The sequence below is a fragment of the Pseudohalocynthiibacter sp. F2068 genome (genome assembly GCF_023015645.1).
Classification (GTDB): Bacteria; Pseudomonadota; Alphaproteobacteria; order Rhodobacterales; family Rhodobacteraceae; genus Pseudohalocynthiibacter; species Pseudohalocynthiibacter aestuariivivens.
Genome location: NZ_JALKAK010000009.1, coordinates 90,388 through 115,009, shown reverse-complemented (window position 1 = coordinate 115,009; position 24,622 = coordinate 90,388). Strand labels below are relative to the sequence as shown.

General features: G+C 52.3%; 22 protein-coding genes. 11 read left to right on the top strand and 11 right to left on the bottom strand.

Annotated features, from left to right (window positions below; translation table 11 throughout):
* Window positions 1–67: 67 nt before the first annotated feature.
* From MWU63_RS12030 to MWU63_RS12015, 4 genes are all read right to left on the bottom strand, one after another.
* Window positions 68–2,110 carry an ABC transporter substrate-binding protein gene (locus MWU63_RS12030; RefSeq protein ID WP_213889930.1) on the bottom strand — a complete coding sequence of 681 codons (2,043 nt, stop codon included), beginning with the start codon at window positions 2,108–2,110 and terminating at the stop codon, window positions 68–70.
* A gap of 375 nt (window positions 2,111–2,485) precedes the next feature.
* Window positions 2,486–4,165 carry a Na/Pi cotransporter family protein gene (locus MWU63_RS12025; protein ID WP_213889932.1) on the bottom strand — a complete coding sequence of 560 codons (1,680 nt, stop codon included), beginning with the start codon at window positions 4,163–4,165 and terminating at the stop codon, window positions 2,486–2,488.
* A 4-nt stretch (window positions 4,166–4,169) separates the two neighbouring features.
* On the bottom strand, window positions 4,170–4,937 hold the full coding sequence (locus tag MWU63_RS12020; RefSeq protein ID WP_213889934.1) for an inositol monophosphatase family protein: 768 nt from the start codon (window positions 4,935–4,937) through the stop codon (window positions 4,170–4,172).
* Entirely contained in the window at window positions 4,934–5,752 is an 819-nt protein-coding gene (locus MWU63_RS12015; RefSeq protein ID WP_213889935.1) for a DeoR/GlpR family DNA-binding transcription regulator, read from the bottom strand. The genes MWU63_RS12020 and MWU63_RS12015 overlap by 4 nt, the downstream gene beginning before the upstream one ends.
* A gap of 103 nt (window positions 5,753–5,855) precedes the next feature.
* Between MWU63_RS12015 and MWU63_RS12010 the strand changes: the two genes are divergently transcribed.
* Window positions 5,856–7,385: a sulfatase-like hydrolase/transferase gene (locus tag MWU63_RS12010; RefSeq protein ID WP_247078022.1), complete on the top strand. Its 1,530-nt coding sequence runs from the start codon at window positions 5,856–5,858 to the stop codon at window positions 7,383–7,385.
* Window positions 7,386–8,052: 667 nt separating this feature from the next.
* On the opposite strand, the gene MWU63_RS12005 is transcribed toward MWU63_RS12010, so the two are convergent.
* The 4 genes from MWU63_RS12005 to MWU63_RS11990 all read right to left on the bottom strand — a co-directional run bounded on the left by MWU63_RS12005 (window position 8,053) and on the right by MWU63_RS11990 (window position 13,028).
* Window positions 8,053–9,354, bottom strand: coding sequence for an FAD-binding oxidoreductase (locus tag MWU63_RS12005; protein ID WP_247078013.1), 1,302 nt, complete (start codon window positions 9,352–9,354; stop codon window positions 8,053–8,055).
* An 18-nt stretch (window positions 9,355–9,372) separates the two neighbouring features.
* Complete coding sequence (locus MWU63_RS12000; protein ID WP_213889937.1) at window positions 9,373–10,770, bottom strand: aspartate aminotransferase family protein; 1,398 nt, start codon at window positions 10,768–10,770, stop codon at window positions 9,373–9,375.
* Window positions 10,771–10,798: 28 nt separating this feature from the next.
* A complete protein-coding gene (locus tag MWU63_RS11995; RefSeq protein ID WP_247078072.1) occupies window positions 10,799–12,172 on the bottom strand; it encodes a glutamine synthetase family protein in 1,374 nt (457 codons plus the stop codon).
* Window positions 12,173–12,383: 211 nt separating this feature from the next.
* Window positions 12,384–13,028, bottom strand: coding sequence for a GntR family transcriptional regulator (locus MWU63_RS11990; protein ID WP_213890115.1), 645 nt, complete (start codon window positions 13,026–13,028; stop codon window positions 12,384–12,386).
* Window positions 13,029–13,205: 177 nt separating this feature from the next.
* Between MWU63_RS11990 and MWU63_RS11985 the strand changes: the two genes are divergently transcribed.
* The 8 genes from MWU63_RS11985 to speB all read left to right on the top strand — a co-directional run bounded on the left by MWU63_RS11985 (window position 13,206) and on the right by speB (window position 21,640).
* Window positions 13,206–14,291, top strand: coding sequence for a polyamine ABC transporter substrate-binding protein (locus tag MWU63_RS11985; protein ID WP_213889939.1), 1,086 nt, complete (start codon window positions 13,206–13,208; stop codon window positions 14,289–14,291).
* A 67-nt stretch (window positions 14,292–14,358) separates the two neighbouring features.
* On the top strand, window positions 14,359–15,510 hold the full coding sequence (locus tag MWU63_RS11980) for an ABC transporter ATP-binding protein (RefSeq protein ID WP_247078009.1): 1,152 nt from the start codon (window positions 14,359–14,361) through the stop codon (window positions 15,508–15,510).
* Window positions 15,511–15,512: 2 nt separating this feature from the next.
* Entirely contained in the window at window positions 15,513–16,409 is an 897-nt protein-coding gene (locus MWU63_RS11975) for an ABC transporter permease subunit (RefSeq protein ID WP_213889943.1), read from the top strand.
* The gene (locus MWU63_RS11970) at window positions 16,406–17,224 is read left to right on the top strand and encodes an ABC transporter permease subunit (RefSeq protein ID WP_213889945.1); all 819 of its coding nucleotides are present in this window, start codon (window positions 16,406–16,408) and stop codon (window positions 17,222–17,224) included. The genes MWU63_RS11975 and MWU63_RS11970 overlap by 4 nt, the downstream gene beginning before the upstream one ends.
* Window positions 17,221–18,567, top strand: coding sequence for a glutamine synthetase family protein (locus tag MWU63_RS11965; protein WP_247078007.1), 1,347 nt, complete (start codon window positions 17,221–17,223; stop codon window positions 18,565–18,567). Before MWU63_RS11970 ends, MWU63_RS11965 begins: the two co-directional genes overlap by 4 nt.
* A gap of 9 nt (window positions 18,568–18,576) precedes the next feature.
* Complete coding sequence (locus MWU63_RS11960) at window positions 18,577–19,923, top strand: FAD-dependent oxidoreductase (RefSeq protein WP_247078005.1); 1,347 nt, start codon at window positions 18,577–18,579, stop codon at window positions 19,921–19,923.
* A 6-nt stretch (window positions 19,924–19,929) separates the two neighbouring features.
* The gene (locus tag MWU63_RS11955) at window positions 19,930–20,646 is read left to right on the top strand and encodes a type 1 glutamine amidotransferase (RefSeq protein WP_213889948.1); all 717 of its coding nucleotides are present in this window, start codon (window positions 19,930–19,932) and stop codon (window positions 20,644–20,646) included.
* 22 nt (window positions 20,647–20,668) lie between these two features.
* Window positions 20,669–21,640 (top strand): agmatinase, encoded by a 972-nt coding sequence (gene speB / locus MWU63_RS11950; protein ID WP_213889950.1) that lies wholly within the window; start codon window positions 20,669–20,671, stop codon window positions 21,638–21,640.
* Window positions 21,641–21,690: 50 nt separating this feature from the next.
* On the opposite strand, the gene MWU63_RS11945 is transcribed toward speB, so the two are convergent.
* Both MWU63_RS11945 and MWU63_RS11940 read right to left on the bottom strand, forming a co-directional pair.
* Entirely contained in the window at window positions 21,691–22,197 is a 507-nt protein-coding gene (locus tag MWU63_RS11945; protein ID WP_247078003.1) for a thioredoxin family protein, read from the bottom strand.
* 318 nt (window positions 22,198–22,515) lie between these two features.
* A complete protein-coding gene (locus MWU63_RS11940) occupies window positions 22,516–22,755 on the bottom strand; it encodes an Lrp/AsnC ligand binding domain-containing protein (protein ID WP_213889954.1) in 240 nt (79 codons plus the stop codon).
* A 132-nt stretch (window positions 22,756–22,887) separates the two neighbouring features.
* On the opposite strand from MWU63_RS11940, the gene hisB reads away from it, so the two are divergent.
* Together hisB and hisH are read left to right on the top strand one after the other, a co-directional pair.
* The gene (gene hisB, locus MWU63_RS11935) at window positions 22,888–23,475 is read left to right on the top strand and encodes an imidazoleglycerol-phosphate dehydratase HisB (RefSeq protein ID WP_213889955.1); all 588 of its coding nucleotides are present in this window, start codon (window positions 22,888–22,890) and stop codon (window positions 23,473–23,475) included.
* Between the two features lie 3 nt (window positions 23,476–23,478).
* Complete coding sequence (gene hisH / locus MWU63_RS11930) at window positions 23,479–24,117, top strand: imidazole glycerol phosphate synthase subunit HisH (RefSeq protein WP_213889958.1); 639 nt, start codon at window positions 23,479–23,481, stop codon at window positions 24,115–24,117.
* Here the strand turns inward: hisH and MWU63_RS11925 are convergent.
* On the bottom strand, window positions 24,114–24,503 hold the full coding sequence (locus MWU63_RS11925; protein WP_247078001.1) for a DUF2147 domain-containing protein: 390 nt from the start codon (window positions 24,501–24,503) through the stop codon (window positions 24,114–24,116). The genes hisH and MWU63_RS11925 overlap by 4 nt on opposite strands.
* Between the last annotated feature and the right edge of the window lie 119 nt (window positions 24,504–24,622).

Genomic DNA, 24,622 nt, shown 5'->3' with positions numbered 1-24,622 from the left:
CATTTTATTTTTGAACTGCGGGCAATCGAAACTGCCCGCAGTTAGTTTTTGTCTTCAGAAGACTACTTTATTCGTCAAAATACCACTGCGTCGCGCGGTACGGATAGGTCCGATAGTACGCGTACGATTGGGTTTGGAATTCTGCGAAGTTCTTCAGGGTGTTTGAGTGATAGATCGGTGCGACCGCTTTTACAGTCCCGATGAACAACTGGCTTTCTGCCATCGTTCTAGCGAGCCTGAGGCCAATCTCGTTCGATTCATCGGACCCTGCAATTGCAGACTGGAACGCGTTGATATCGTCCATCATTCCGTAAACATAGTCGGGTGGTTTGATACCTGCAGCACCGTCAGAGTCGATGTATTCGCCCCAGAGCATTGCAGATCTCAGGTTGAAATAGTTGTCAAACGGCGGGATGAACAGCTCTGAAATACCAAGGATAACCGCGAGTGGTTGGCCTTTTGCATACATAGTCACATCAAGCTGGTTCGAAGATTGCGCCGAACGATACTCGTCCGTCGTAACTTCTTTCACCGTGTTATCAATGCCGACGTCTTTCCAGTTTTGTCCCACAAGTTCTACCAATTTGACAGAGATAGCTTGGGTCGCAACTTGCAGGTTCAGAACGAGCCGGTCGCCATTTGGCAATTCGCGCATTCCGTCGCCATCCACATCAACCATACCGATTTCATCCAGCAGGGCGTTTGCGGCATCCGGATCGAATTGAGCTAGGTATTGCTCAACCTCTTCTGGAACAAACGAAGGTGTTGGCGAGAAAGCAATATACTGCTGAGGACGACCAAGACCAAAATAAACGACTTCGTTAATCTCATCACGGTTAATCGCCAAAGACATAGCTTGGCGGAACTTCAGGTTACCAAACGCTTCGCGCTTGCCTTCATCGGCAGAGGTTACGTTGAAAGCAAAGGTTGCCAGGGCGATCTCTGGTTTCAGATCAACCGAGAAGTTACCTGTTTCCTGATTTTCAAGAAGCAATGGTGCATAATCAAGGTTTAGCGCCTGAGATTTATAGTCAACTTCTGCGTTGACCAGTTTCAGAAGGCGAACTTCGCTTTCACCAACAAAAAGCTCGTCCTGCTCGTTGATATAAGGAAGCTGGTTACCTGCAGTGTCAACCTGGAAGAAATACGGGTTGGCAACCAGATGGCGACCTTCCGTTGTTTCAGAAATCAGGATGTGACTTTCCAAAGTTGGTGTCGTGTCTGCTGGCATCCCGGCAACCTTGTCAGGATGTGACAACATAGGTGTCGGTGTATCCATCCAGTCAGAACTACCATAGTAAGCGGCGATCGCTTCATATCCGGTCTCAAAACCAAGAGCTTGCGCGTTTGCATCTGCGTTCGGATCAACCGCTGGGTGGAACTGGCCAAGGAAATGCTTGGGCTGGAAGCCCTGCGCATAGTGGTTCGCAAAATGCGAAAGCAAACCAGGCTTTGGCGCTGGCAGGTTAAACCGGACAGTTGTTGCGTCAACCGCGTCCACTGTCATTGGCTCGCCACCAACAAGAACATAATCTTTCGGGCTTGCGATCACATTTGTATCAAGCGCCAGATTTTCATACCAGAACTCAACATCTTCGGCGGTGAATGGTGCACCATCTGACCATTTGTGACCTTCGCGCAAAAAGAATGTCAGCTGCGTGAAGTCTTCATTCCATTCCCAGCCTTTGGCAACGTTTGGAACAATGGTTTCAAGGTCGTCAGAGTAACGAACAAGGTTCACGTGGCGCACAGACATAAAGTCTGATGTTCCGGACTCTGTTGCATTCGACAGAGCATCCAGTGTGCCACCATAAGAACCGATTGCATCGTAAGGTGCTACAACCAGTGGCTCAGCCGGAAGGCGATCTGCAAGGGCCGGAAGGTCACCGTTACCGCGAATGCGGGCGTTCATAGCCTCAATGTCGGGGTTCGCAGAGAACTCCATTTCGCAGTTCGCCAGCGACTGGAACTCTGAAAGTTCATATTGCTGCGGGAACGCGCCAGGGGCGACTCCCATCATGTCCGCGACTGTCACCGCCGGGCACGAGGCAGCAGATGCCCCGGTCGCCAGCGCAAGCAGCGCGACTCCAGAATAAAAAAGCGATTTCATATTTTTTTCTCTCCGTTGTTGTTCAAACCGGACTGACTTGCCAGTCCGGGTGTCTTGTTTCGACATCATTTATTTACTCAACTTGTACCCATTGAGTTGGCTCTTGGCCTATCTGAGTATCCTCACCAATCCTCTGTTTTAGAAGATTCATATGTCAACTAGCACAAACACGTAGCAGCTATGGCTAACTCGAGCGAGACTGAACTTAAGCCTTTGAGCTGTCAATGATCTTTCAAAACCCTCCTCTGTAATTTCACACGTTTGTCATATTGGGCGGCAACAAGGCCGGGCGATAGCACGGTTGCTCCGACTGGATTGATCGGAGCAAATTCCATTGTGAAACATGTTCGTGCCTTCGTTTGGCGTGCTGTGTTTTTAAATTTCGGCATCAGCATCATCCAATGTTTCGATAAGGCGGGTTTCGAGCAGTTGGCCGTTACGGTAGAGCAGCGGGTAAGCAACCGCAGAACACTGACTGTTCAAATCTTTGAGGCCGCGCAGCGTTTCAAGATGAACATCACTTGATTCGAAGCTAACGGCACCGCCTTCAGACAATCGCTTCAAATGGCGCTTTCGGCTTTTGCTTTCGACACGCGCAATTTCAGCCTTTTCAGCAATAAGCAGACGCGCGCTTTCCAGATCATCCGAGACCAGAACGTTTGAGGCGAGACGCATGTTAGAGATCACACATTCATGCATTGAAACGAGCTCTGACCACCCCGCCTTTGAAAACCGCAGCTCTTTCTTTGCAACCTCCCGTGCGAGCGGAAGCAAACGCTTCGCAACAGTATCCCCCGCCATACCAAGATTTATCGCGTAGTCAGCCAGCTCGCGTGCGAGTTTAACATCAAGCTTGCTCATGTTTTCCGTCGACATCTCTGCGACGTAGCGACGGACACCCGTCCTGGTTTTGTTTACCTGTTGGTCAAGCGCAATAAGTTCAGAAATACGTCGGCTGTCACCGCTTTCGTAAACCTCCATCACCGGATGCGCCATTCGTTCAACAAGTTCGCTCATTCTAAGAATTTCGCGCTTGAGGCTGGCAAGCGCCAGGCGCGGATTGTCCAGAACGGTTCTGTCGAGGGCGCTTATCGGCTCTGCTAGTGTTATTCCGGCTTCCGCCACTTCATCTGGAAAATATATCTCGGCGACGCCACCCATCTTACGTACGAATGGTAAAGCCAAAAGCAGAAGCGACAGGTTGAAAGCGATATGTGTATTGATCAATGTTTGAGCCGGGCCCATCATTGATAAGTAGGTTGTGACTGGGAGCAGATTCACCAAAAAAAGTGTGACGAGCGCCCAACTGCCGCGCAGCAGGAAGTTTGCAAAAGGAACGCGCCGTGCAAGCGGGCTCATCCCGCGTGACAACCATATAGGAATGATTGCTGACCCAAGGTTTGCGCCCAGGACCAATGAAATACCCGCCTCAAGCGGAATAGCCCCGATTGCAACAAGCGTGACACACATCAGGATCGTTGCGACGCTGGAATGCATTACAAAAGCAAGTGCGGCACCCACAAGAAACGCTGTCAGATAATCGCGTGCAAGGTACTCGGCGATAGCAGGAAGAAAGTCACTTTCCCGGATCGGGTCCATCGCCTCGCGCAGAAACCGCAACGAGATCAGAATAAACGCGATTCCCATTACGATACGGCCGTATTGGCGAAGCCTGCGCTGATCGCTGTTTACAAAGAGCCACCCCCCAGCAGCCAAAAGAAGCGGGACCAGCCAATCAAGTCGAAAGCTGAGGATCTGAATGATAAGAGCCGAACCAAGATCGCCCCCCAAAACAACGGCCAGTCCGGTTCCAAAACTCAAAACGCCACTCGCTGAAAAACCAGCAACCAAAAGCGCAACCGCAGCAGAAGATTGCAAAACGACAGCAAGCCCCAACCCGGCAGACGAAGCACCCAGTAAGCCTTCTCTTTCGGTTAGAATACGTTGGAAAGATGCGCCAAAACCGCGCTCAATCCCTGTTCTGACCATTCGCACAGCAAACAGCAGCAACATCGTCGCCCCGGCAAGATTTATGAGAAACCCGAGTATGGCCATGTTTCTATTCGCTTACCAACTTAAGAAGTTCTGCGTGAAGTTCGGGCGTCGCAGCGGCAACAACCCTGCCCTCAGAGTTCATCGTCATGGAATCGCCTTGCCAGTCTGTGATGATCCCGCCTGCAGCCTCGATCAGCGCGGTAACGGGCAAATGGTCATAAGGTTCCAGACCAAAATCGACCAGGGCATCAATGTAGCCCGCAGCCAAAAGTGCATGGGGATAACAATCATACGACATACGTCGCGTTTGCCCAGCATTCATCAGCCGATCAAAAACATCCGGCAGCGCTTTGTAAATTCGCTCTCCTTCATTGATGTAAAGGATAGCCTTGTTCAGGTCCGTCTGTTCGGAAACCCGTATGGGTTTGCCGTTCAGCGTTGCTCCCTGGCCTTTTGCTCCGGCAAAAATTTCCCCGGTCGCAGGCATACCAACAACCCCCATGTCCGGAACTCCATCAACAAGATGCCCCAGAAGAAAGCCAAACAAGGGATGCCCCGACAGGAATGAACGCGTTCCGTCAATGGGATCTACAATCCACATTTTCGAGCGGCCTTCGCCTTCAACACCGAATTCTTCACCAAATATACCATGGTTCGGAAATTTTTCAGAAATCACACGCCGAACGGCTGTTTCGACTGCTTTGTCAGCCTGCGTAACCGGGCTTTCATCAGCTTTAAATTCAATTCCAAGCTTGCCCCGAAAATGACGGAGCGCTTCGGCGCCAGCTGTCTCAGCAATTGAAATTGCGTCCGAAATGGTTGGCGCTTTCATGGCTGTTCTACTTTCTCGTTTGCGATACGCACTTCAACGCCCCATTTCGCCAAAACCGCAGCGAGCTTTTCGTCAGGTGGCGCATCGGTAACCAGGTGGGTAACTGTTTCAGGCGGGCACACTACCACGGGGGCACGTGCCCCAAACTTTGTCGATCCGGCCGCAAACACAACTTTATCTGCCTGACCGCTCGCAACTCTTGTTAAGCCAGCTTCTGCGGGATTCATTACCATAAATCCAAATTCGGATGAAATCGCATTCGCCCCGAATATTGCCAGATCATAGGTGAACTGTCGCACGTAAGCTTCTGTTTCACTTCCAAAAGTTCCTCTTTCACTCGGTTCCACCTCGCCACCCGCCAGGAAAACGCGGTTGTCATTGTGGTTCGCCAGCGCCTGCGTGACTGATATGGAGTTTGTCACAACCATCAGGTTGCGACGCAGCCGAAGCTGCTCAGCCACATAAGTTGTAGTGCTGCCAACGTTCAGAAAAAGCGTCATGTCATCACTGACCATATCGGCGACAGCATTCGCAATTCTGGATTTTTCCTTGGGGTTTTGCCCAAGGCTTCCAGAAAAAACCGGGGCTTCATCATTTCCGCGCAGATAGGTTCCACCATGCACACGCTCGACTCTACCCGCTTTGTCGAGCGCCTTAACCAGTCTGCGTACCGTTTCCTCGGACACACCCATCACCTGGGAAATCTGCGCATTTCTGGCCGAGCCGCCTAACCGTTGCAAGACGTTCAAAAGCTCGTGGCCTCTGTGGGTTATTGTGTTTTTTTCGTGCGCTACGACAGCTTGATTCCGTGTCATTGGGCGGAAAACACCACATATATCCACATTTGTCCAGAATAATGGTTGAAAATGACCGAATATAATCATTTGGTTTTATCAAATTGCTGGAAGGGGATTCGGCGTGTCAGACCAGAAAAACGTCATGTTCATTATTATCGACCAATTGCGTGCGGATGCACTGTTTGGCGAATTGGCAAACCATGTCGACCTGCCGAACCTGCGCGCCCTGATGGGCGAAGCTGTAACCTTTAAACGCAATTATTCTGTGACAAACCCCTGCGGCCCATCCCGTGTTTCCATTTTGACTGGGCAATATGCGATGAACCACCGAAGCGTACGAAACGGCACACCGCTTCGACATGACACGCCCAACCTTGCCACAGAGGCGCGCAAGGCAGGCTATATGCCGATGTTGTTTGGTTATACCGACACATCACAGGACCCGCGGGCCTACCCGCCCAATGATCCGGCGCTGAAAACTTACGAACACTCGATGTATGGGTTTTACGAGGTTGTCGAAATGCGGCTGGATGAATCTTATCCGTGGCGCGCGGATCTGATTGCCAAAGGATATGATGTTCCGGACTATTCGGAACATTACGTTCCCGCTGCCCCCGAAGGACGCGCGCGCCGTATAGATGACCCGGCCTTTTACAAAGCTGAAGACAGTGACACGGCCTTTCTGACAAAGGCCTGCCTGACAAAGCTTGCTGCGCGGAAAAAGGAAAGCTGGTTCAGCCATCTGACCTATATACGCCCACATCCACCGCTTGTTGCCCCTGCACCATACAACCGGATGTATGACCCGAAATCCCTGCCCCAGCCCGCACGCTTGGATAGCGCAGCGTCAGAGCGGGAAATTCACCCCTTTTTCGCCCCAGCACATGCCCATCAGCCAGCAGAGAGCTTTGTAAAAGGCTTTCCTGATCTGAAAGCAGATGACGATGATATCCAGACGCTTCGTGCGGTCTATCTTGGGCTGGCAACCGAAGTCGATTTGCATATCGGTCGTGTCATCACCTTTCTGAAGGATACCGGCCAGTACGACAATACGCTGCTGGTTGTAACTGCGGACCACGGTGAAATGCTGGGCGATCGGTTTAGTTGGGGCAAGATGTCGGTCTATGATGCGGCCTATCACACACCGCTTATCGTCCGCGATCCGCTCAACCCCCAAATGCATGGGGCAGAAGTCAGTAAACCAACCGAGACGATTGATATCACTCCCACAATTCTGGATTGGATGGGGCAAGATATTCCGAGCTCGATGGATGGGTCATCACTCACTCCGTTCCTGAGTGGCGGCAACACGGAGAATTGGCCGGATTACAGCTATTCAGAGCTTGATTTTGCAAACCCGGTTTCACCGACAATCTGGCAGCAGGAACTTGGGCTGGGGCCAAGTTCAGCGAACCTCGCGATCTTGCGTGGGCCACGTTACTCGCTGGTGCATTTTAACGGCGGCCTTCCCCCGTTGTTGTTTGACAAAGACGGCGAAGGAGAATTCCGCAATCTGGCGGCAGAGCCTGAAATGACGCCAATCGTTTTGGACATGACCCGGAAATTGCTGGATCACCGAATGGAAAACGCGGACCAAACCCTTGCAACGACCATGATCACAGCCAAGGGCCCTGTCAGGGGTAGCCGATAGTTCAGGTGGCGAAGTCACGAGTTTGATCCAATTTTGGTTGAAAGTCTCTCAGTAAAAAAGGCTGGAACGAACCAAATAGAGGGTGTGTATTGAGGTTAGGAACCCGCTATTCCCAATGAGAACCGTCGTAGAGATGTTTAGAAGAATAATGGAAATGTAAGCCATCCTCGCAAAGGGAACCACAAATGCACGGTATCCATTGAGCAAAAGCATGGAACAAATTGCGATCAGAAATGTGAGAGTGGAGTGAATTTCAATTGGCGCCAAAAGCTGCGCTTCACGCAACAGAACGGATATACCAACGTTAATTGTTAGAAAAATAACGATTTCCCTAAAAATGGGATTCTCTTTAATTTTCACAGTTTGAATTCTCCACACGACCAACGTGCTCATTCTTCAACGGGTTTATATTCGACATTTACCTGGCAATTTCTGCTCAAAATTGTTGAAAACTAGAGAATGGATAGCGTTTTTGTTGATTTCAGCCCCCGCTGAGACGTCAAAGTTCATAAACTTCAAGACGACGTGTACCCAAAGTTTTAAGTGAGTTACGTTGAGATACCAAACTGGGGTTTAGGGGCGAAGTTTCTTTTCTCTAAAATTTTATTCGTCGGTGATCCATGGCACTGCAGCACGGCCAAGGGTCCTGCCTGAAGAGGCCGCTAAATCAAAGCTTGTCGCGCAGGGAAAACCACAGCATCGCCAGCACCAGCAAAGGCGAGCGTAGCGCGGCCCCACCCGGAAACCGCGGGGTTGGCACATTCGCCATAAGGTCGAACTTTTCAGCCTGCCCGGCAATTGCCTCTGCCGCAATCTTCCCACCCAAAGTTGCCATCGCGACCCCGTGACCGGAATAGCCACTGGCCGAAAGGATATTCCCACGAAGCCGTTCAAAATGCGGCATCCGGTTCATCGTTATGCCAAGTGTACCGCCCCAGGCATAATCAATGCGGATATCTTTAAGTTGCGGGTAAATCTCTGACATCGGTTTACGCACCAGCCCGGCAATGTCCTTTGGGAAACGATAACCGTAGGACTCTCCGCCACCAAACAACATCCGCCGATCTTCGGACAGGCGAAAATAGTTGATGACAAACTTTGAATCGGCAACGGCATAGTTGTTCCGGATCAGTGCCTCGGCATCTGCTTCGCTCATCGGCTCAGTTGCCGCGATAAAGTTGTTGATCGGCATCACACGGGCCGCGACCCTGCCTTGCAGGTGGCCAAGATAGCCGTTGCAGGCCAGAACAACGTAGTCCGCTGTAATCTCAGCGTTTTGAGTAGTGACTTTCGCGGGTTCAGCCTCTATCAGCCCCGTCACTTTGGACCGCTCAAAGATGCGCACGCCTTTTTCTGCCGCAAGTTTTGCAAGACCAAAGGCGAACCGCAACGGGTGTGTATGGCCACCGCCCATATCAAGTGTTCCCCCGTGGTATGCAGGAGAGCCAACAAGATGGCGCATTTCTTCGCGGTCAATAGATCGAATGAGGTCGTAGCCGTATTCGTTTCTCAGCTTTTCGGCGTAGGAATGGTTTTCAGGAACAAGCCGCGAGCGGTGATCGGCATGGATGATGCCGTCCACAAATCCGCAATCCATGTCATGCGTTTTTATGAGATCACGCACCAGTTGGACGGACTCAAGGCCAATATCCCAAAGTTCGCGGGCAGTCTCTTTTCCGACCATTTTTTCAAGCGCGTCCTGTTCGACGCGCTGCCCGGTGCCAACCTGTCCGCCATTGCGCCCCGAGGCCCCAAAGCCAACCCGGTGCGCGTCAAGCAGAATGACATCATAGCCCTTGTCCGCCAGTATAACTGCAGCCGAAAGCCCGGTGAAACCCGCACCAACGACACAAACGTCACAAGCCAGTGCCCCTTCCGCAGCCGGAAAGGGCGCAGGTCCCTTGGCCGTTGCTGCGTACCACGACGAAGGATACTCGCCGACGCGGTCGTTGGATGTCAGAATGTCCACGCCAATGCTCCTTGCGACTTAAGCCGCTTTCAGCAGACCGTCGCTCTTGATGCTTGCGTAAGTCTCGTCCAGCGATCTGGCAGCGCGTTCCACAAGCGTATCAATCTCTGCGGGTTTGATCACCAGAGGCGGCGCAATAATCATCCGGTCTCCAACGTGGCGCATGACCAGTTGGTTCGCAAAACACCGCTCGCGGCAACGCAAGCCGATCATTCCTGCTTCGGATGCAAAATTTGCGCGCGAGGATTTATCGGGCGTTAGGGCGATTGTCGCCATAAGACCGACAGATTTCGCCTCTCCGACCAACGGATGATCAGCGAGTTGCCCCCATTTTTCAGCGAGGTATGGCCCTGCCACATCATTCACATGATCGACGATTTTTTCTTCTTCGAGAATGCGCAGGTTCTCTAGCGCAACGGCCGCCGCAACCGGATGACCGGAATAGGTGTAGCCATGATTGAAATCGCCCGCATTGGCGACAACATTTGCCACCTCGTCACACACAATCGATCCACCGATTGGTACGTAGCCTGATGAAAGGCCTTTGGCGATTGTCATGATATCCGGGCGGATGCCAAATGTCTGGGATCCAAACCAGTTGCCGGTCCGGCCAAATCCACAGATCACTTCATCCGCGATCAGCAGAATTTCATGTGCATCGCAAATCCGCTGGATTTCAGGCCAGTAGGTTGATGGCGGGATAACCACACCCCCGGCACCCTGCACCGGTTCCGCGATAAAGGCCGCAACTTTGTCTTCACCAAGTTCAGCGATTTTCGCTTCTAACTCGCGGGCGCGCAGCAGGCCGAATTCCTCTGGGCTCATATCACCGCCTTCGGCATACCAATGCGGCTGACCAATATGCACAACATCTGGAATGGGCAGTCCGCCCTGTTCATGCATCGGTGTCATACCACCAAGGCTTGCCCCGGCCATTGTTGATCCGTGGTACGCGTTATGACGGCTGATGATTACTTTCTTGTCCGGCTTGCCCTTGGCCGCCCAATAATGCCGCACAAGGCGCATGTTCGTGTCGTTCGCCTCAGATCCAGATCCAGCATAGAACACATGGTTCAAATCGCCGGGCGCCAGTTCTGCCAGACGCGCCGACAGTGCGATGGCAGGCACGTGCGATGTCTGAAAGAAAGTATTGTAGTAAGGCAATTGCTTCATCTGCCGCGCCGCAACATCTGACAGTTCGTCCCGGCCATACCCGATGTTGACGCACCACAAACCGGCCATAGCGTCCAGAATTTCGTACCCTTCAGAATCCGTCAATGTCACACCCGAGGCTTTCGTAATGATGCGAACGCCTTTTGCAGCAAGCTCTGCCCCGTCGGTAAACGGGTGCATGTGGTGTGCAGCATCAAGTGCCTGAAGTTCAGCAGTCGGCATATGGTTCGTAATCATGTTCATCTCATGACTCCTTTAGAAATTGACGCTCTCAGACGTTCAAAAGCAGATGTTGGCGTTCCCAAGGGGAAATCTCGCGCTGGAACTCTTCGAGTTCAGCATTTTTTATTCCGGCGTAGAGCTCGCAAAACTCAACGCCAAGGATTTCCTGAATCGTTCTATCATTGTTAAACTCGTCCATCGCGACATTCAGGCTACGAGGTAGTACAGCGCCCTCCTCATAGACTTCCCCGGTTGCAGCAGGGCTTGGGTCAATCTTGTTGACCATGCCCAGATACCCGCAAGCCAGGCTTGCCGCGATTGCTAGATACGGATTTGTATCAATCCCCACGACGCGGTTCTCAACACGCCGCGCGATTGGCGGCGAATTCGGAATACGAAGCCCGGTGGTTCGGTTATCGGCTGCCCATTCGAGATTTACCGGCGCACTCATCCCGGCTGTAAAACGGCGGTAGGAGTTTACATAAGGTGAAAGCAAAGGAACGACAGATTTCAGATGGTATTGAGAGCCACCAATAAAGTGAAAGAACTCAGCCGTTTCAGAACCATCCGGCGCAGAGAAAATATTGTCGCCGGTTTTTGCATCAATCACACTTTGATGGATATGCATCGCACTTCCGGGTTCGTCACGCATGGGTTTTGCCATGAACGTCGCGAATGTTCCGTTTTTCAGCGCTGCTTCTCGAATTGCGCGTTTGAAATAAAATACCTGATCTGCCAACACCAGCGGATCACCGTGCAAAAGGTTGATCTCTATCTGTCCAGCGCCGCCTTCCTGAATGAGCGTATCAATCGCAAGACCCTGCGCCTCTGCGTAATCATATATGGTATCGATCACTGGCCCGTATTCATCTACGGCCACCATGGAATAGGCTTGTCGCCCTGCCCCGCGCCGCCCCGTACGACCTACAGGTGGTTCGATCGGTTCATTGGGGTCGACATTTGGCTTAATAAGATAGAACTCTAGCTCGGGTGCAACAACGGGTCTCCAACCTTTGTCAGTATATAAACCCAGAACACGCTTCAGCACGTTTCGCGGCGCAACGGCAACCGGCTTACCATCGCGGGTTTCAAGATCGCTGATCACCTGAAGCGTCACATCATCAGCCCACGGCACAGCGGACGCCGTTGCCATATCCGGCCTTAGGACAACATCATATTCCATCCACTGGTTCTTGATATCAAGATCGACGTATTCACCCGTAATGGTTTGGTAAAACAGGGAAATTGGCAGAAAGAACGTGCTGTCCGGGCTGAATTTATAATACGGCATGGATTTACCGCGCGACATACCTGCAAGGTCCGGAATAATACATTCCACCTCTTCAATACGCCGCCCTGACTGATACTCTTTGAAAGCATCAGGCAAGGACTCTCTCCAGTCAGTTTTGTTGTCAGAAGCCACGATATCACCAGTTTTTATTGCTTTTCCCAAAGCGGGATCTCCGCCGCATTCTCCCATGTTACCGGCAGCGAAACAAACTCGAACCCGTATCGCTTATAACGCTAATTTGGGTCGGCAGGTCACGCTCAGTCTGGACGCACGGGGCGACTCGGCGTTGTAGGGTCAGAATATGATCAAATTATTTACTGTCAATTGGTTTTGATCAAAATATCTATTTTCCCAGTGACATTTTAATTTGTTCAAGCCCTTGGCGCAAATCTTCCTTGATAGCATTTGCGGCTGCGTCGGCGTCTCCGATACGCAAGGCATCAAGTGCTTCCTGGTGCTTATCCGGAAGATTGTAGGTCCCAAATCGACCACAGACAACGCGTAATGACGGCCCAACCCGTAGCCACAAAGTGCTGACAATGGATCTCAGAATATGCGCTTCTGAAATTCTGTAGAGCCCGGCATGGAACCGATAGTTTTGCTCCAGATAGGCGCGAACGTCGCCATTCGCGATCGCGACATTCAATGCTTTGTCTATCTCGCTCAGCTTCTCGATCTGTTCAGGTAAAATCTTTTGCGAGGCCAGATATGCAAGGTGCGGCTCAATAGCGAGCCGGGCAAATGTAAGCTCTTCCAACTGAGAAACAGACAGGACTGGTACACAGATTCGTCTGTTGCCAAGAAACTCAAGCGCGCCTTCGGCTGTCAGGCGGCGAATCGCCTCGCGCACGGGGGTCATTCCCACCTCCAACACGGACACCAACCCCTGAATCGTGACCGCCTGCCCCGGCGCTAACTCTCCAAAAAGAATCATCTCCCGGATTTTCCGATACACTAATTCGTGCGTCGGTAACTTACGATAAGACATGTCCACGTCTTATTTCCTTTACTAAGAACCCGCCTTGGCATTTCAAAAATCCAAACTGCTTTTCAGCTTAAACCTTCACGAAAAAAAATACCATATTGCATTGAGTCGTTTTTTTTGATCAAATCTTGCGCAAGAGGGTAAAACGACTCTCTCTCAAAAACAACGGGAGTAATATTTATGAAACAGACATGGCTACCGCTGGCCGCCGCTCTAACACTGAGCGCCGCTGCTGCCACCGCGGAGGAAGTCCGGGTCTACAACTGGTCTGACTATATCGACGAAGATCTTCTGACAAAGTTCGAAGAAGAAACCGGTATTGACCTGATTTACGATGTGTTCGATTCAAACGAAGTGCTGGAAACCAAACTGCTTGCTGGTGGATCCGGCTACGATGTTGTCGTTCCCTCAGGCACCTTCCTGCAGCGCCAGATTGTTGCAGGTGTCTTTCAGCCACTCGACATGTCGCAACTTTCAAATGCCGGAAACCTGTGGGAGCCGATCAAGGCCCGTACAGAGGTGTATGACCCAGGCAATGCTTATTCAATCAACTACATGTGGGGCACGACCGGACTTGGCGTAAACGTCAACAAAGTTATTGAGGTTTTGGGCGAAGACGCACCAATCGGGTCGCTCGCCCTAATTTTTGAACCCAGCAATATGGAAAAGCTGGCGGAATGCGGCGTTCACATGCTTGATGCACCTGTCGAGATAATCCCGGCTGCTCTGGCATACATCGGCGAAAACCCCGATAGCCAAGACCCGGATGTAATTGCAAAGGTAGAACCACTACTCACTGCTATCGCTCCTTATGTGCAAAAGTTCCACAGCTCTGAATACATTAATGCGCTAGCAAACGGTGACATCTGCGTTGCATTCGGCTGGTCCGGAGACATTCTACAAGCCCGCGACCGCGCCGACGAGGCCGACAATGGTGTTGTAATTGAATATGCCGCCCCGTCAGAAGGCGCCTTGATGTGGTTTGACCAGATGGCGATTCCGGCTGATGCCCCCAACCCATCGGGTGCGCATAAGTTTCTGGACTTCATTCTGAACGCTCAGAACATGGCTGCCGCTTCTAACTACGTTTACTATGCAAACGGCAACCTCGCCTCTCAGGAATTCCTCGAAGAGGATGTGATCGGCGATACAGCGATTTATCCGGACGAGGAAACGCTCGCCAATCTTTATACAACGACACCCTACGAGCCAAAAGTTCAGCGGATCGTCACGCGTCTTTGGACCAAAATAAAGTCCGGTATCTAATCCGGGTTTCTGTGCCCCGCGCCCCCAAAAAAGGCGCGGGGTTTATTTGTTTAAGCATGGTGACTTCATGGCGCATTCTTCCAGCACATCTACATTCGCACCTTGGGAAGACTCCGAACAAAAACCATTGATCCAGTTCAAGAATGTGACCAAGCGGTTCGGTAGTTTCACTGCGATAGATAATCTGAACCTCGATATTTTTGAGCAGGAATTCTTTGCACTGCTGGGCCCGTCGGGATGCGGTAAAACCACCCTGATGCGCATGCTTGCGGGTTTTGAATCCGCCACCGAAGGTACAATTTTGCTGGATGGTCAGGACATGGCACCGGTTCCGCCCAACAAGCGGGCCGTGAACATGATGTTCCAGTCCTACGCTTTGTTTCCCCATTTGACAGTGGCAGACAATGTCGCTTTTGGGCTGAAACGATCAGACATGCCCAAATCTGAGATCGAAGGCCGTGTCGACGAAATGTTGCGCCTTGTGCGGCTTGAAAAATTCGCAACGCGAAAACCGCATCAGATATCCGGCGGTCAACGCCAACGGGTCGCTCTTGCCCGCTCGCTTGCGAAAGCACCAAAACTTCTGTTGCTTGACGAACCCCTTGGTGCGCTTGACAAAAAGCTGCGTCAGGACACGCAGTTTGAGCTTATGGATATTCAGGAAAAAACCGGCACAACCTTTGTCATCGTGACCCATGATCAGGAAGAGGCAATGACAGTTGCCAGCCGCGTGGCCGTTATGGATGAAGGTAGGCTGGTTCAGGTCGACACACCCGCCCGCATCTATGAAAACCCAAATTCCGTTTACGTTGCAGACTTCATCGGGGATGTGAACATCATCGAAGGAAACGCGTCCAACAAAGGTGACGGTCTTGTCGAAATAAACTGGGCCGAAGGACAGCCAGCAATCCAGGGAACTGCGACAAACGCGGTGCAAGATGGCACGCGTGTAACATTCGCAATCCGGCCTGAAAAAGTAACGATCACCCAAGAGCGTGTTTCAGATAAGGCGAATTGTATTGAAGGCAAGGTGCTTGATATCGCGTACCTCGGGAATATTTCCACCTATCACGTGGAACTTCCTTCTGGGCATGTCATCAAGGCACAGGCAGCCAACAACCGTCGTCTCGCCCGTCGCAGTTTCACTTGGGAAGACGCGGTCTGGCTTTCGTTTACGGATACAGCCGGCATCGTCCTTTCGGATAATGCGGGGGGCTGAAAATGAATGTTCGCCGCCTGTTTTTGATTTTTGTGCCATATTTATGGCTGCTTGCGTTATTTCTGGTGCCCTTTCTGATCGTGCTAAAAATCGCGCTATCGGATGGGGCGCTCGCCATTCCGCCTTATATCCCGACACTGGATTTCTCAAATGGTTGGGAAGGGATCAAAACCTTTTTCGCGGGTCTGGATATGGAGAATTTCATCTTCCTGACCGAAGATGAACTTTACTGGCGGGCGTATCTGTCGAGCCTGCAGATCGCTGCGATATCCACAGCTATAACTTTGCTGGTCGGATATCCCATTGCTTATGGCATGGCTAAGGCCCCGGATGAATGGCGCCCTACCCTGATGATGCTTGTGATCCTGCCCTTCTGGACCAGCTTTCTGATCCGGGTGTATTCTTGGATGGGTATCCTGAGCCAGGAAGGTTTTTTGAACCAGTTTCTGCTTTGGACAGGTATCATCAACGACCCCCTGACAATTTTGAACACTAACACGGCGGTCTATATTGGCATTGTTTACACCTATCTGCCCTTCATGATCCTGCCGATTTACGCGGCCATTGAGAAACTGGATGAATCCTTGCTTGAAGCCGCTGAAGATCTGGGATGTTCCCGGATGCAGGCCTTTTGGCTGGTGACAATTCCCCTTTCCAAATCAGGCATCATCGCAGGGTGCTTTCTGGTGTTCATTCCGGCGCTGGGTGAATTTGTGATCCCGTCTGTGCTTGGCGGTTCAAAAACGCTGATGATCGGTAAGGTACTTTGGGAAGAGTTTTTCTCGAACCGGGACTGGCCTGTCGCGTCAGCAGTCGCCGTCATCCTGCTTTTGATCCTTGTTATTCCTATCATCCTGTTCCAGCGCAACGAGCAGAAACAGAGGGAGAGTGAAGGATGACCCGCCGTTTTTCATGGTTCAACGCCACTTCACTGACGCTTGGCTTCACTTTCCTTTACCTGCCAATGCTCATCCTGATTATCTACAGCTTCAACGCCAGTAAGCTGGTGACGGTCTGGGCTGGCTTTTCAACTAAATGGTACGGCGAACTGCTCCACAACGAGGCGTTTCTTGACGCGGCGTGGGTGACGTTAAAGGTTGCTGTCCTCTCCTCCACCTTTGCAACGGTGCTCGGCACAATGGCCGCATATGTCATGGTGCGAGGCGGGCGGTTTCGGGGCAGAACATTGTTCTCCGGCATGATTTATGCACCACTTGTGATGCCCGAAGTTATCACCGGCTTGTCGCTTCTGTTGCTGTTCATTGCTATTGGATTGGATCGTGGCGTTGTTACCATTGTGTTGGCCCATACAACGTTTTCAATGTGCTACGTGTCTGTTGTAGTTTCCTCGCGGCTGGTCACGTTCGATCGTTCTTTGGAAGAAGCGGCGCTTGATCTTGGGTGCAGCCCCTTCGACGCTTTCAAAAGCGTGACTTTGCCAATCATCGCACCTGCGGTTATTTCTGGTTGGTTGCTGGCCTTTACCTTATCTCTTGACGATCTGGTCATTGCCTCGTTCACCTCTGGCCCGTCGTCTACGACCCTGCCAATCAAGATATTCAGTGCAGTCCGCCTGGGTGTCAGCCCGGAAATCAACGCGCTTTCAACGATTATGATCGCCATCGTTGCGATCGGTGTGATCACTGCCTCACTCGTATCAAAACAGGCAATCGCCCGTCGACAAAACGAAGAACAAAAGGCCCTAAAGCAATGAGCGATTTTCAGGCAGAGTATGATGCCTATTGCAACGAATATGGAACGCCAGACCGCATCGAAATGATGCTCTGTGACCTCAACGCTGTTTTGCGCGGTAAATGGCTGCCCGGCGACGAGGTCGACAAGCTTATTAACGGCGGGGTTCGCCTGCCAATGTCGACATACGCGCCAAATATTCTGGGGTCCGAGGTTGAAGCGACTGGGCTTGGCATCACGATCGGCGATCCTGATGGGTTTATCGTTCCTGTAGACGGAACTTTGAAACCTGTTCCCTGGGCGAACGGAAATGTCGCCCAGGTTCTCGTTGAAATGGTCGATGAAGACTGCAATATCAGCAGCATTTCAACCCGCAACCACCTGAGAAACGTGATTGACCGGTTCGAAAAAGAAGGCCTGCACCCCGTTGTGGCCACCGAGCTTGAGTTCTACATCGTGAAGCGTCGCGACGATTCTTCCGATGCGCCCTCCCCGCCGGATGGTCTGCCCGACGCGCAGAACTATGATCTTGAGGTGCTCAACCAGTCAGAGGCAATCCTGACAGAAATTCTGGAAACCTCCAAAGCGCAAGGTCTGGCAACGGATGCGTTAATTGCCGAATACGGGCCCGGCCAGTTTGAGATCAATTTCCACCACACTGACGACGTACTGGCAGCGGCCGATACTGCGCTTATGTTCAAACGTCTGGTGATCGGCATCGTGGACGGGCACGGGCTGGAAGCAACCTTCATGGCAAAACCCTATGCTGAAGAACCGGGCAATGGGATGCATGTTCATGCGTCTGTTGTTGACGATGACGGCAACAATATTTTTGCCTCTGAAAATGACGAAGACGTATCTCCGCGCCTGAAAGCAGCAGTAGCAGGAGTTTTGGGAACGATGCGCGATATGCAGGCGATTTTTGCGCCACATATGAATTCGTACCGTCGGTTTCAGCCAAACAGCTTTGCGCCTTCCGCACCGGACTGGGGGCTTGATCATCGGGGGGCGGCCATTCGGCTGCCGGAAATTTCCGGCCCGGGTGCGCGGTTAGAGCATCGGATAAGCGGCGCTGATGTGAATCCATATCTTGTTCTCGCGGCGATCTTGGGGGGCATTCACTACGGTCTGCATCATGAATGTGACCTGCCACTGCCACTTGAAGATGATAAGTCAAGCGATGCAGAACCTTTGACCCACGACTGGACAACTGCAGTTGCTCTGTTTGAAGAGTCAGACTTTGCCAAAGATTTGTTTGGCGAAGATTATCAGAAAATCTATACGGCCGTGCGCCGCGATGAAATAAAAGAGCTGACCTCTATTATCACAGCGGTTGAGTATCGCTATTACCTTAGCCGCCTCTGAAGGTTCCCGATGAAACGGATTTACGAAGCAGCGGCCTATGCCTCGTCTTCGGATGATGGGTGCTATTGGCGTACAACAATAGACGACGCGCGCGCACCCTACCCGCATGTCGAAGACGAAATCACCTGTGATTTTGTTGTCGTCGGCGCGGGTTTCACCGGTTTATCTGCAGCACTGCACCTCGCAGAGAGGGATGCTGGGCGTATTGTCGTGCTTGATGCGAAAACACCAGGTTGGGGCGCATCGGGGCGTAACGGTGGATTTGCCTGCATTGGAGGCGAAAAATCGAGCACCCGCGCACTGCGTAAACGATACGGGCAGGAAGATGTCGCGCTCTATCATCAAAGCCAGCGTGCATCGATTGATCTGGTCGCTGAACTGATTGAAAAACACGGAATAATTGCCGACACCCATTCCAATGGTGAAACACTGCTCGCACATCGCCCTAAGGACGTAGCCGGTTTTCAGGACTACGCTGATTTATTGCAGGCTGATTTTGGCGTCAAAGCGCAAATCATCAGGCGCGACGAGCTCGCTGAACATGGGATGAACAGCCCCCGGTTTCACGGCGCGATAACCTCGCCTTTGGGGTTTGCACTGAACCCCCGAAAATATGTTCTTGGGCTGGCCCATGCTGCGCTCGATGCCGGGGTTGAAATATATACACAATCACCAACAACAAAGATTGGCCGCTCAAACACCGGCGACCACCTGATCACCTGCCCCAAAGGTCTTGTTAGGGCAAAGACGTTATTGCTCGCAACAAACGGATATAGCAGTGAAAACATTCCGGACTGGTTTGCGGCTCGGTATTTGCCGGTTCAATCAAATATCATCGTGACCAGAGAGATGAGCGAAAGCGAGATAGAGGCGCAGGGCTGGACCAGCGATCAGATGTCTTACGATACTCGCAATTTGTTGCACTATTTCCGCCTTATGCCCAATCGGCGTTTTCTCTTTGGAATGCGGGGCAGCACGCGCACGACGCAAACCTCGACCGCAAAGATGAAACGCGATATCAGGCGCGATTTTGAAGCGATGTTTCCTGAATGGAGCGCGGTTGAGACACCGCATTTCTGGGCAGGACTTGTCTGTCTCTCGCGCAATCTGACACCCTACGCCGGGCCGATTGCCGACTGGCCAAACGCCTATACAGCACTGGCCTATCACGGAAACGGGGTCGCGATGGGCACCTATGCCGGATCGCTGCTTGCGGATATGGCGACAGGCACCAAATCGAGAATTCGCATTCCGGGCCTCATGCAGGCGCCGCTCAGAAAATTTCCGCTTGGGCGGTGGCGCCGTGCGATACTGCCGCCTGCCTATTCGTGGTATGCGCTTATGGACAGAGGATAACGAACGATGAGTACCAAGAAACTGCGCATAGGCATTTTGGAAACCGGCCGCCCACCAGAAGAACTGGCCGCAAACCATGGTGACTACCCCGGTATGGTTGCTGATTGGCTCACTCCATTTAACGCGGAGTTTTCGAGCTACGCGGCACTGGATGGAGAACTGCCAAAATCACCCGAGGAATGTGACCTTTGGGTTATTACGGGGTCGCGGTTTGGCGTCTACGAGGGGCATGACTGGATCGCTCCGCTAGAGGCATTCATCCGTGACTGCCGTGATGCCGGCAAAAAGATGATTGGTATCTGTTTTGGCCACCAGATCATTGCGCAGGCCCTGGGCGGAAAGGTTGAAAAATCCGACAAAGGCTGGGGTCTGGGCGTGCATCGCTACGATTTGGTTGATTGGCCAGAAGCACTTGGCCCTCCGCCAGACACGTTCAACATACAGGCCTATCATCAGGACCAGATCGTTAAACCACCGGAAGGTGCAGAACAGATTGCCCGCTCAGATTTTTGTGAATACGCAGCCCTCTGGTACCCCGGCTTTGCCATAACGGTTCAGGGGCACCCGGAATTCGCCAAGCGCTACACCAGCGAACTGCTTGAAAGCCGCAGAGGCACGGTTCTGAGCGACGCCGATGCCAATCAGGGGCAGGCAAACATGGTGTATGAAACCACGAGGCGAGAGTTGGCTCAACTGATCAACGACCACCTCGATACCATTTAACATTCTACCGATGGAGACCACGATGACCGACAACAAGGGTGACTTCGCGTTCCGTTCCGACACAAACGAAGGCAGCTGGCACGAGATGACCTACGGTGGTGCACTAAGCTTTCTGCGTCGCCGCTACAGCCGTGACCTTGACGGGGTGGATGTTGTGGTAAGCGGCGTTCCCTACGATTGCGCGGTGACATACCGGACAGGCTGTCGGCTGGGGCCGCGTGCAATTCGTGCTGGCTCTGTCCAACTGGCAGAACTCAAGGCTTTTCCTTTTGGTTTCAATCCTTTCGACACCCTTTCTGTTGTTGATTACGGCGATTGTTATCTTGACCCGCATCATGCAGCCAGTGTTCCCGCAGCAATCGAAGCACACGCAGATGCAATACTGGCGTCCGGTGCTAAGATGCTGACCCTTGGGGGCGACCATTTTGTTGCCTACCCTCTGCTCAAGGCCCACGCTAAGAAACACGGCCCCATCGCGCTGGTGCAGTTTGACGCGCATTGCGACACATGGGATGACGACGGAAGTGCAATTGACCATGGCACAATGTTTGCCCATGCGGTCGCGGAGGGCGTGGTTGACGCCAGCAAATCCACCCAGATTGGCCTGCGCACCTTTAACGATTTTGATGCCGGGTTTGAAATGCTGACCGCCCCATGGGTGCATCGTAACGGCATAGACGCCGCGCTAAAAATTATCCGCGAACGTGCCGGGGACACGCCGGTTTATATTTCATTCGACGTTGACGGGTTAGACCCCGCGTTCGCACCGGGAACCGGTACACCCGTCATGGGTGGGCTCAGTTCCTGGCAGGCGCTTGAATTGCTCCGGGGAATGGGCGGCATGAACCTTGTCGGCATGGATGTCGTCGAAGTTGCCCCGGCTTATGACCATGCAGAAATTACAGCTATTGCCGCTGCTACAGTCGCACACGACTGGCTATGTTTGCTGGCAGAGGCAAAAGGCGCAAAACGCAAGGAAATGGGACGGCTGTAGAAATTACGCGCGACCGAATGGTTCATTTCGATCAACTGCCCAGGTCGATTCTAACGGTAGGTCTCTAAGTGAGCCTCAAAAATAGTTCGCAAGCTGTCCGTGTCACTTGGTCCTCTGACGATTTGCACCATCTCGCCACGGGCATCAAACAATAAAAGCGTGACGTGCGGTACGCCATATCGCGCGGCAAACGCACTACCATCAGAGGTTTTGATATTCGCAACCAGAAACGTAAAATCGTCGCTGTCAAAGGATTTCAAAGCTTTACGGATCTGTCGTTGAAGCGTTTGACAAAGCGAGCACTGTGGGTCGTGTATCTGAACGATTGACGGCTTGCCCTGTCCGACCTTGGTTAGATCCGCCTCGCAAATAGTGGCTTGAACAGACTGGACCGAGAAAAAAACAACCCCCGCAAAAACTGGAAGCGCAATCGCTCCATTGCGAATGAAGCGTAGAAAACGCCGCCGCCCTTCTATTCGAGCTTTCTCAGCGATTAACGCGGGATTAACCTGCCCACCGCTGCGCTTCTTTCGAGGTTTTTTCGGTTGCCTCTTCATAAGTGCACGCTCTCCGGGAAAGTCTATAAATGGTAGAGCAACATCGCGAGCTTTCGGGCAGGGCACAAATCACGTTCGGTTGATCAGGGTTTGAAGCCGTCGTTCGCCGTGGCCTGTTCAAACTACCGAATTTGTCTGATCTTAGATGTTCCCCAACACCCCCTGCCCCTAAACCACCTGCAAAAACAGACGGTAGTATCAACAAAGAATTAGCTTTGATCAACGCAGCATTGCCGCTTGAGTAATAGCGCGTCGAAACGCCGCCAAAATCTGCGCCCGCAAGCTTTAGCGCCTTTCAAACCTAAACAATTCCGGCAGCTAAAACGCCTTGAACGTCAGGGTCGTCAGCGAGCGATCTATCCCTTCAATCGTCAGCAGATTGTCGTTCAGGAATTTGCCTACATCCTGCCCTTCGGGAATGTAGATTTTCAGCAGCAAGTCATAGTCACCACTGGTTGAATAAAGCTCTGAGTGTATTTCTTTCAAAACGACTTCTTCCGCAACGTGGTAGGTCTGTCCGGGGCGGCAGCGTAGCTGCACAAAGACGAGCGTGGTCATATCACTCTCCGATTGGGGTTCTACCCCTAGGGTTTGCACAGATGCCGCACCCCCTACAACAGTGAATTTCTGTAGCTTGGATTATTTGTACTTGCAGCCTATAAGCCGAACGAACACATAGCGGAGGTCCAGATGCGGACGGCAACAATCACGCGCAAGACAGCTGAGACCGATATTTCGGTCGAGGTGAACCTCGACGGAACCGGATCATACGACAATAATACCGGTGTTGGGTTCTTTGACCATATGCTTGACCAACTCGCGCGCCATTCGCTGATCGACATGAAAATCCGCGCAAAGGGCGACCTTCACATTGATGACCACCACACGGTCGAAGACTGTGGCATTGCGCTGGGTCAGGCGTTGAGCAAAGCGCTGGGCGACAAAAAGGGCATCCGCCGCTACGGCGAATGCCACCTTCCAATGGACGACGCACAAGTGCGGGCGGCACTTGATCTTTCTGCGCGCGCCTATCTGATATGGAACGTCAGCCTGCCAACGCCAAAAATCGGCACCTTTGATACAGAGCTTGTGCGCGAGTTCTTTCAGGCGCTCAGCACGCATGGCGGCATAACGCTGCATGTTGATCAGTTGCATGGCTTTAACAGCCACCACATTGCAGAAGCTGCCTTTAAGGCCGTAGCGCGCGCGTTGCGTCTGGCGGTTGAGGTTGATCCGCGTAAAGCGGATGCAATTCCATCGACCAAAGGCGCGCTCTAGGAAATGCTGACTGCGATAATCGACTACGGCTCAGGCAATCTGCATTCGGCAGAAAAGGCCTTTCAACGGATGGCAGGCGAGGTGAACGCCGGTCAGGTCGTGGTAACCTCTGACCCTGATGTCATTGCCGGGGCTGACAGGATCGTTTTGCCCGGCGATGGTGCTTTCCCGGCGTGTCGCGCAGAGCTGTTCGACCACAAGGGCATTTTCCAAGCTATGGAAGACGCTGTCGTTCGCCGTGCCCACCCCTTTCTGGGCATCTGTGTCGGGATGCAACTGATGGCCAGCTGGGGGCGCGAATATGTGGACACGCCCGGTCTTGGCTGGATCAAGGGAGATGTCGTCGAAATCAAGCCCAGCGACCCAAAGTTGAAAGTTCCCCATATGGGCTGGAACAATCTGGTGTTTGACGGTGATCACCCTGTTCTTTCAGGGTTGGTCGAAGGGTGCCATGCGTATTTCGTGCACTCCTACCATTACCGGGTTGAAGACCCAGCCGATCTGCTGGCGCATGTCGATTATGGTGGAAAGCTAACCGCCATAATCACGCGTGAAAATATGATCGGGATGCAGTTTCATCCGGAAAAAAGCCAAATGACCGGGCTCCGGATGATTGCGAATTTTCTGAGCTGGGCGCCTTAGTTCGAACGCTGCCACGTTCCGCCGTCGCGACAAATCCCAAAGACACAGCCTGACACCGACAAGGTGTCCCCGTTCAACCGCAGGCGTGAACTGTAGGTCTTGTCCCGATCAGGGGAGTAAATTTTTCCGCGATATGCACCATCGCCACGCGGGCGGGTTTCGGAAATAATATGACGACCGATGTTGTCAGACGCTCTTTCTGCACCGCTGGAATCAAAGGCACGAACCAGCGTTCCGCATAGCGCATCACCACAGGGCGTGACTTCGATCAGGCCAGAGTCCCCATTGTCATCGGGGGCAGTGCGCCACATTCCTTCCAGCGGGTCAGCGAATGCCGCAGTGGCAAATCCGATTGAAAATGCGGCGATGATAGCTATTCGTTTCATTTAATTTCCTCCCAAAACTTTGGCGCAGTCTGAGTGGACCTTTTGCTCCAAGGCAAGTGTGACGTTGGGTCCTCTCGGGATTTTGATCTTGGCTTTGCAATTCCGGGCCCATCATGCAA

Bases quoted from the DNA above. Each gene is read 5' to 3' on its own strand.
- MWU63_RS12030 (WP_213889930.1), bottom strand. From the start codon at position 2,110: ATGAAATCGCTTTTTTATTCTGGAGTCGCGCTGCTTGCGCTGGCGACC.
- MWU63_RS12025 (WP_213889932.1), bottom strand. From the start codon at position 4,165: ATGGCCATACTCGGGTTTCTCATAAATCTTGCCGGGGCGACGATGTTG.
- MWU63_RS12020 (WP_213889934.1), bottom strand. From the start codon at position 4,937: ATGAAAGCGCCAACCATTTCGGACGCAATTTCAATTGCTGAGACAGCT.
- MWU63_RS12015 (WP_213889935.1), bottom strand. From the start codon at position 5,752: ATGACACGGAATCAAGCTGTCGTAGCGCACGAAAAAAACACAATAACC.
- MWU63_RS12000 (WP_213889937.1), bottom strand. From the start codon at position 10,770: ATGAACATGATTACGAACCATATGCCGACTGCTGAACTTCAGGCACTT.
- MWU63_RS11990 (WP_213890115.1), bottom strand. From the start codon at position 13,028: ATGTCTTATCGTAAGTTACCGACGCACGAATTAGTGTATCGGAAAATC.
- MWU63_RS11985 (WP_213889939.1), top strand. From the start codon at position 13,206: ATGAAACAGACATGGCTACCGCTGGCCGCCGCTCTAACACTGAGCGCC.
- MWU63_RS11980 (WP_247078009.1), top strand. From the start codon at position 14,359: ATGGCGCATTCTTCCAGCACATCTACATTCGCACCTTGGGAAGACTCC.
- MWU63_RS11975 (WP_213889943.1), top strand. From the start codon at position 15,513: ATGAATGTTCGCCGCCTGTTTTTGATTTTTGTGCCATATTTATGGCTG.
- MWU63_RS11970 (WP_213889945.1), top strand. From the start codon at position 16,406: ATGACCCGCCGTTTTTCATGGTTCAACGCCACTTCACTGACGCTTGGC.
- MWU63_RS11965 (WP_247078007.1), top strand. From the start codon at position 17,221: ATGAGCGATTTTCAGGCAGAGTATGATGCCTATTGCAACGAATATGGA.
- MWU63_RS11960 (WP_247078005.1), top strand. From the start codon at position 18,577: ATGAAACGGATTTACGAAGCAGCGGCCTATGCCTCGTCTTCGGATGAT.
- MWU63_RS11955 (WP_213889948.1), top strand. From the start codon at position 19,930: ATGAGTACCAAGAAACTGCGCATAGGCATTTTGGAAACCGGCCGCCCA.
- speB (WP_213889950.1), top strand. From the start codon at position 20,669: ATGACCGACAACAAGGGTGACTTCGCGTTCCGTTCCGACACAAACGAA.
- MWU63_RS11945 (WP_247078003.1), bottom strand. From the start codon at position 22,197: ATGAAGAGGCAACCGAAAAAACCTCGAAAGAAGCGCAGCGGTGGGCAG.
- MWU63_RS11940 (WP_213889954.1), bottom strand. From the start codon at position 22,755: ATGACCACGCTCGTCTTTGTGCAGCTACGCTGCCGCCCCGGACAGACC.
- hisB (WP_213889955.1), top strand. From the start codon at position 22,888: ATGCGGACGGCAACAATCACGCGCAAGACAGCTGAGACCGATATTTCG.
- hisH (WP_213889958.1), top strand. From the start codon at position 23,479: ATGCTGACTGCGATAATCGACTACGGCTCAGGCAATCTGCATTCGGCA.
- MWU63_RS11925 (WP_247078001.1), bottom strand. From the start codon at position 24,503: ATGAAACGAATAGCTATCATCGCCGCATTTTCAATCGGATTTGCCACT.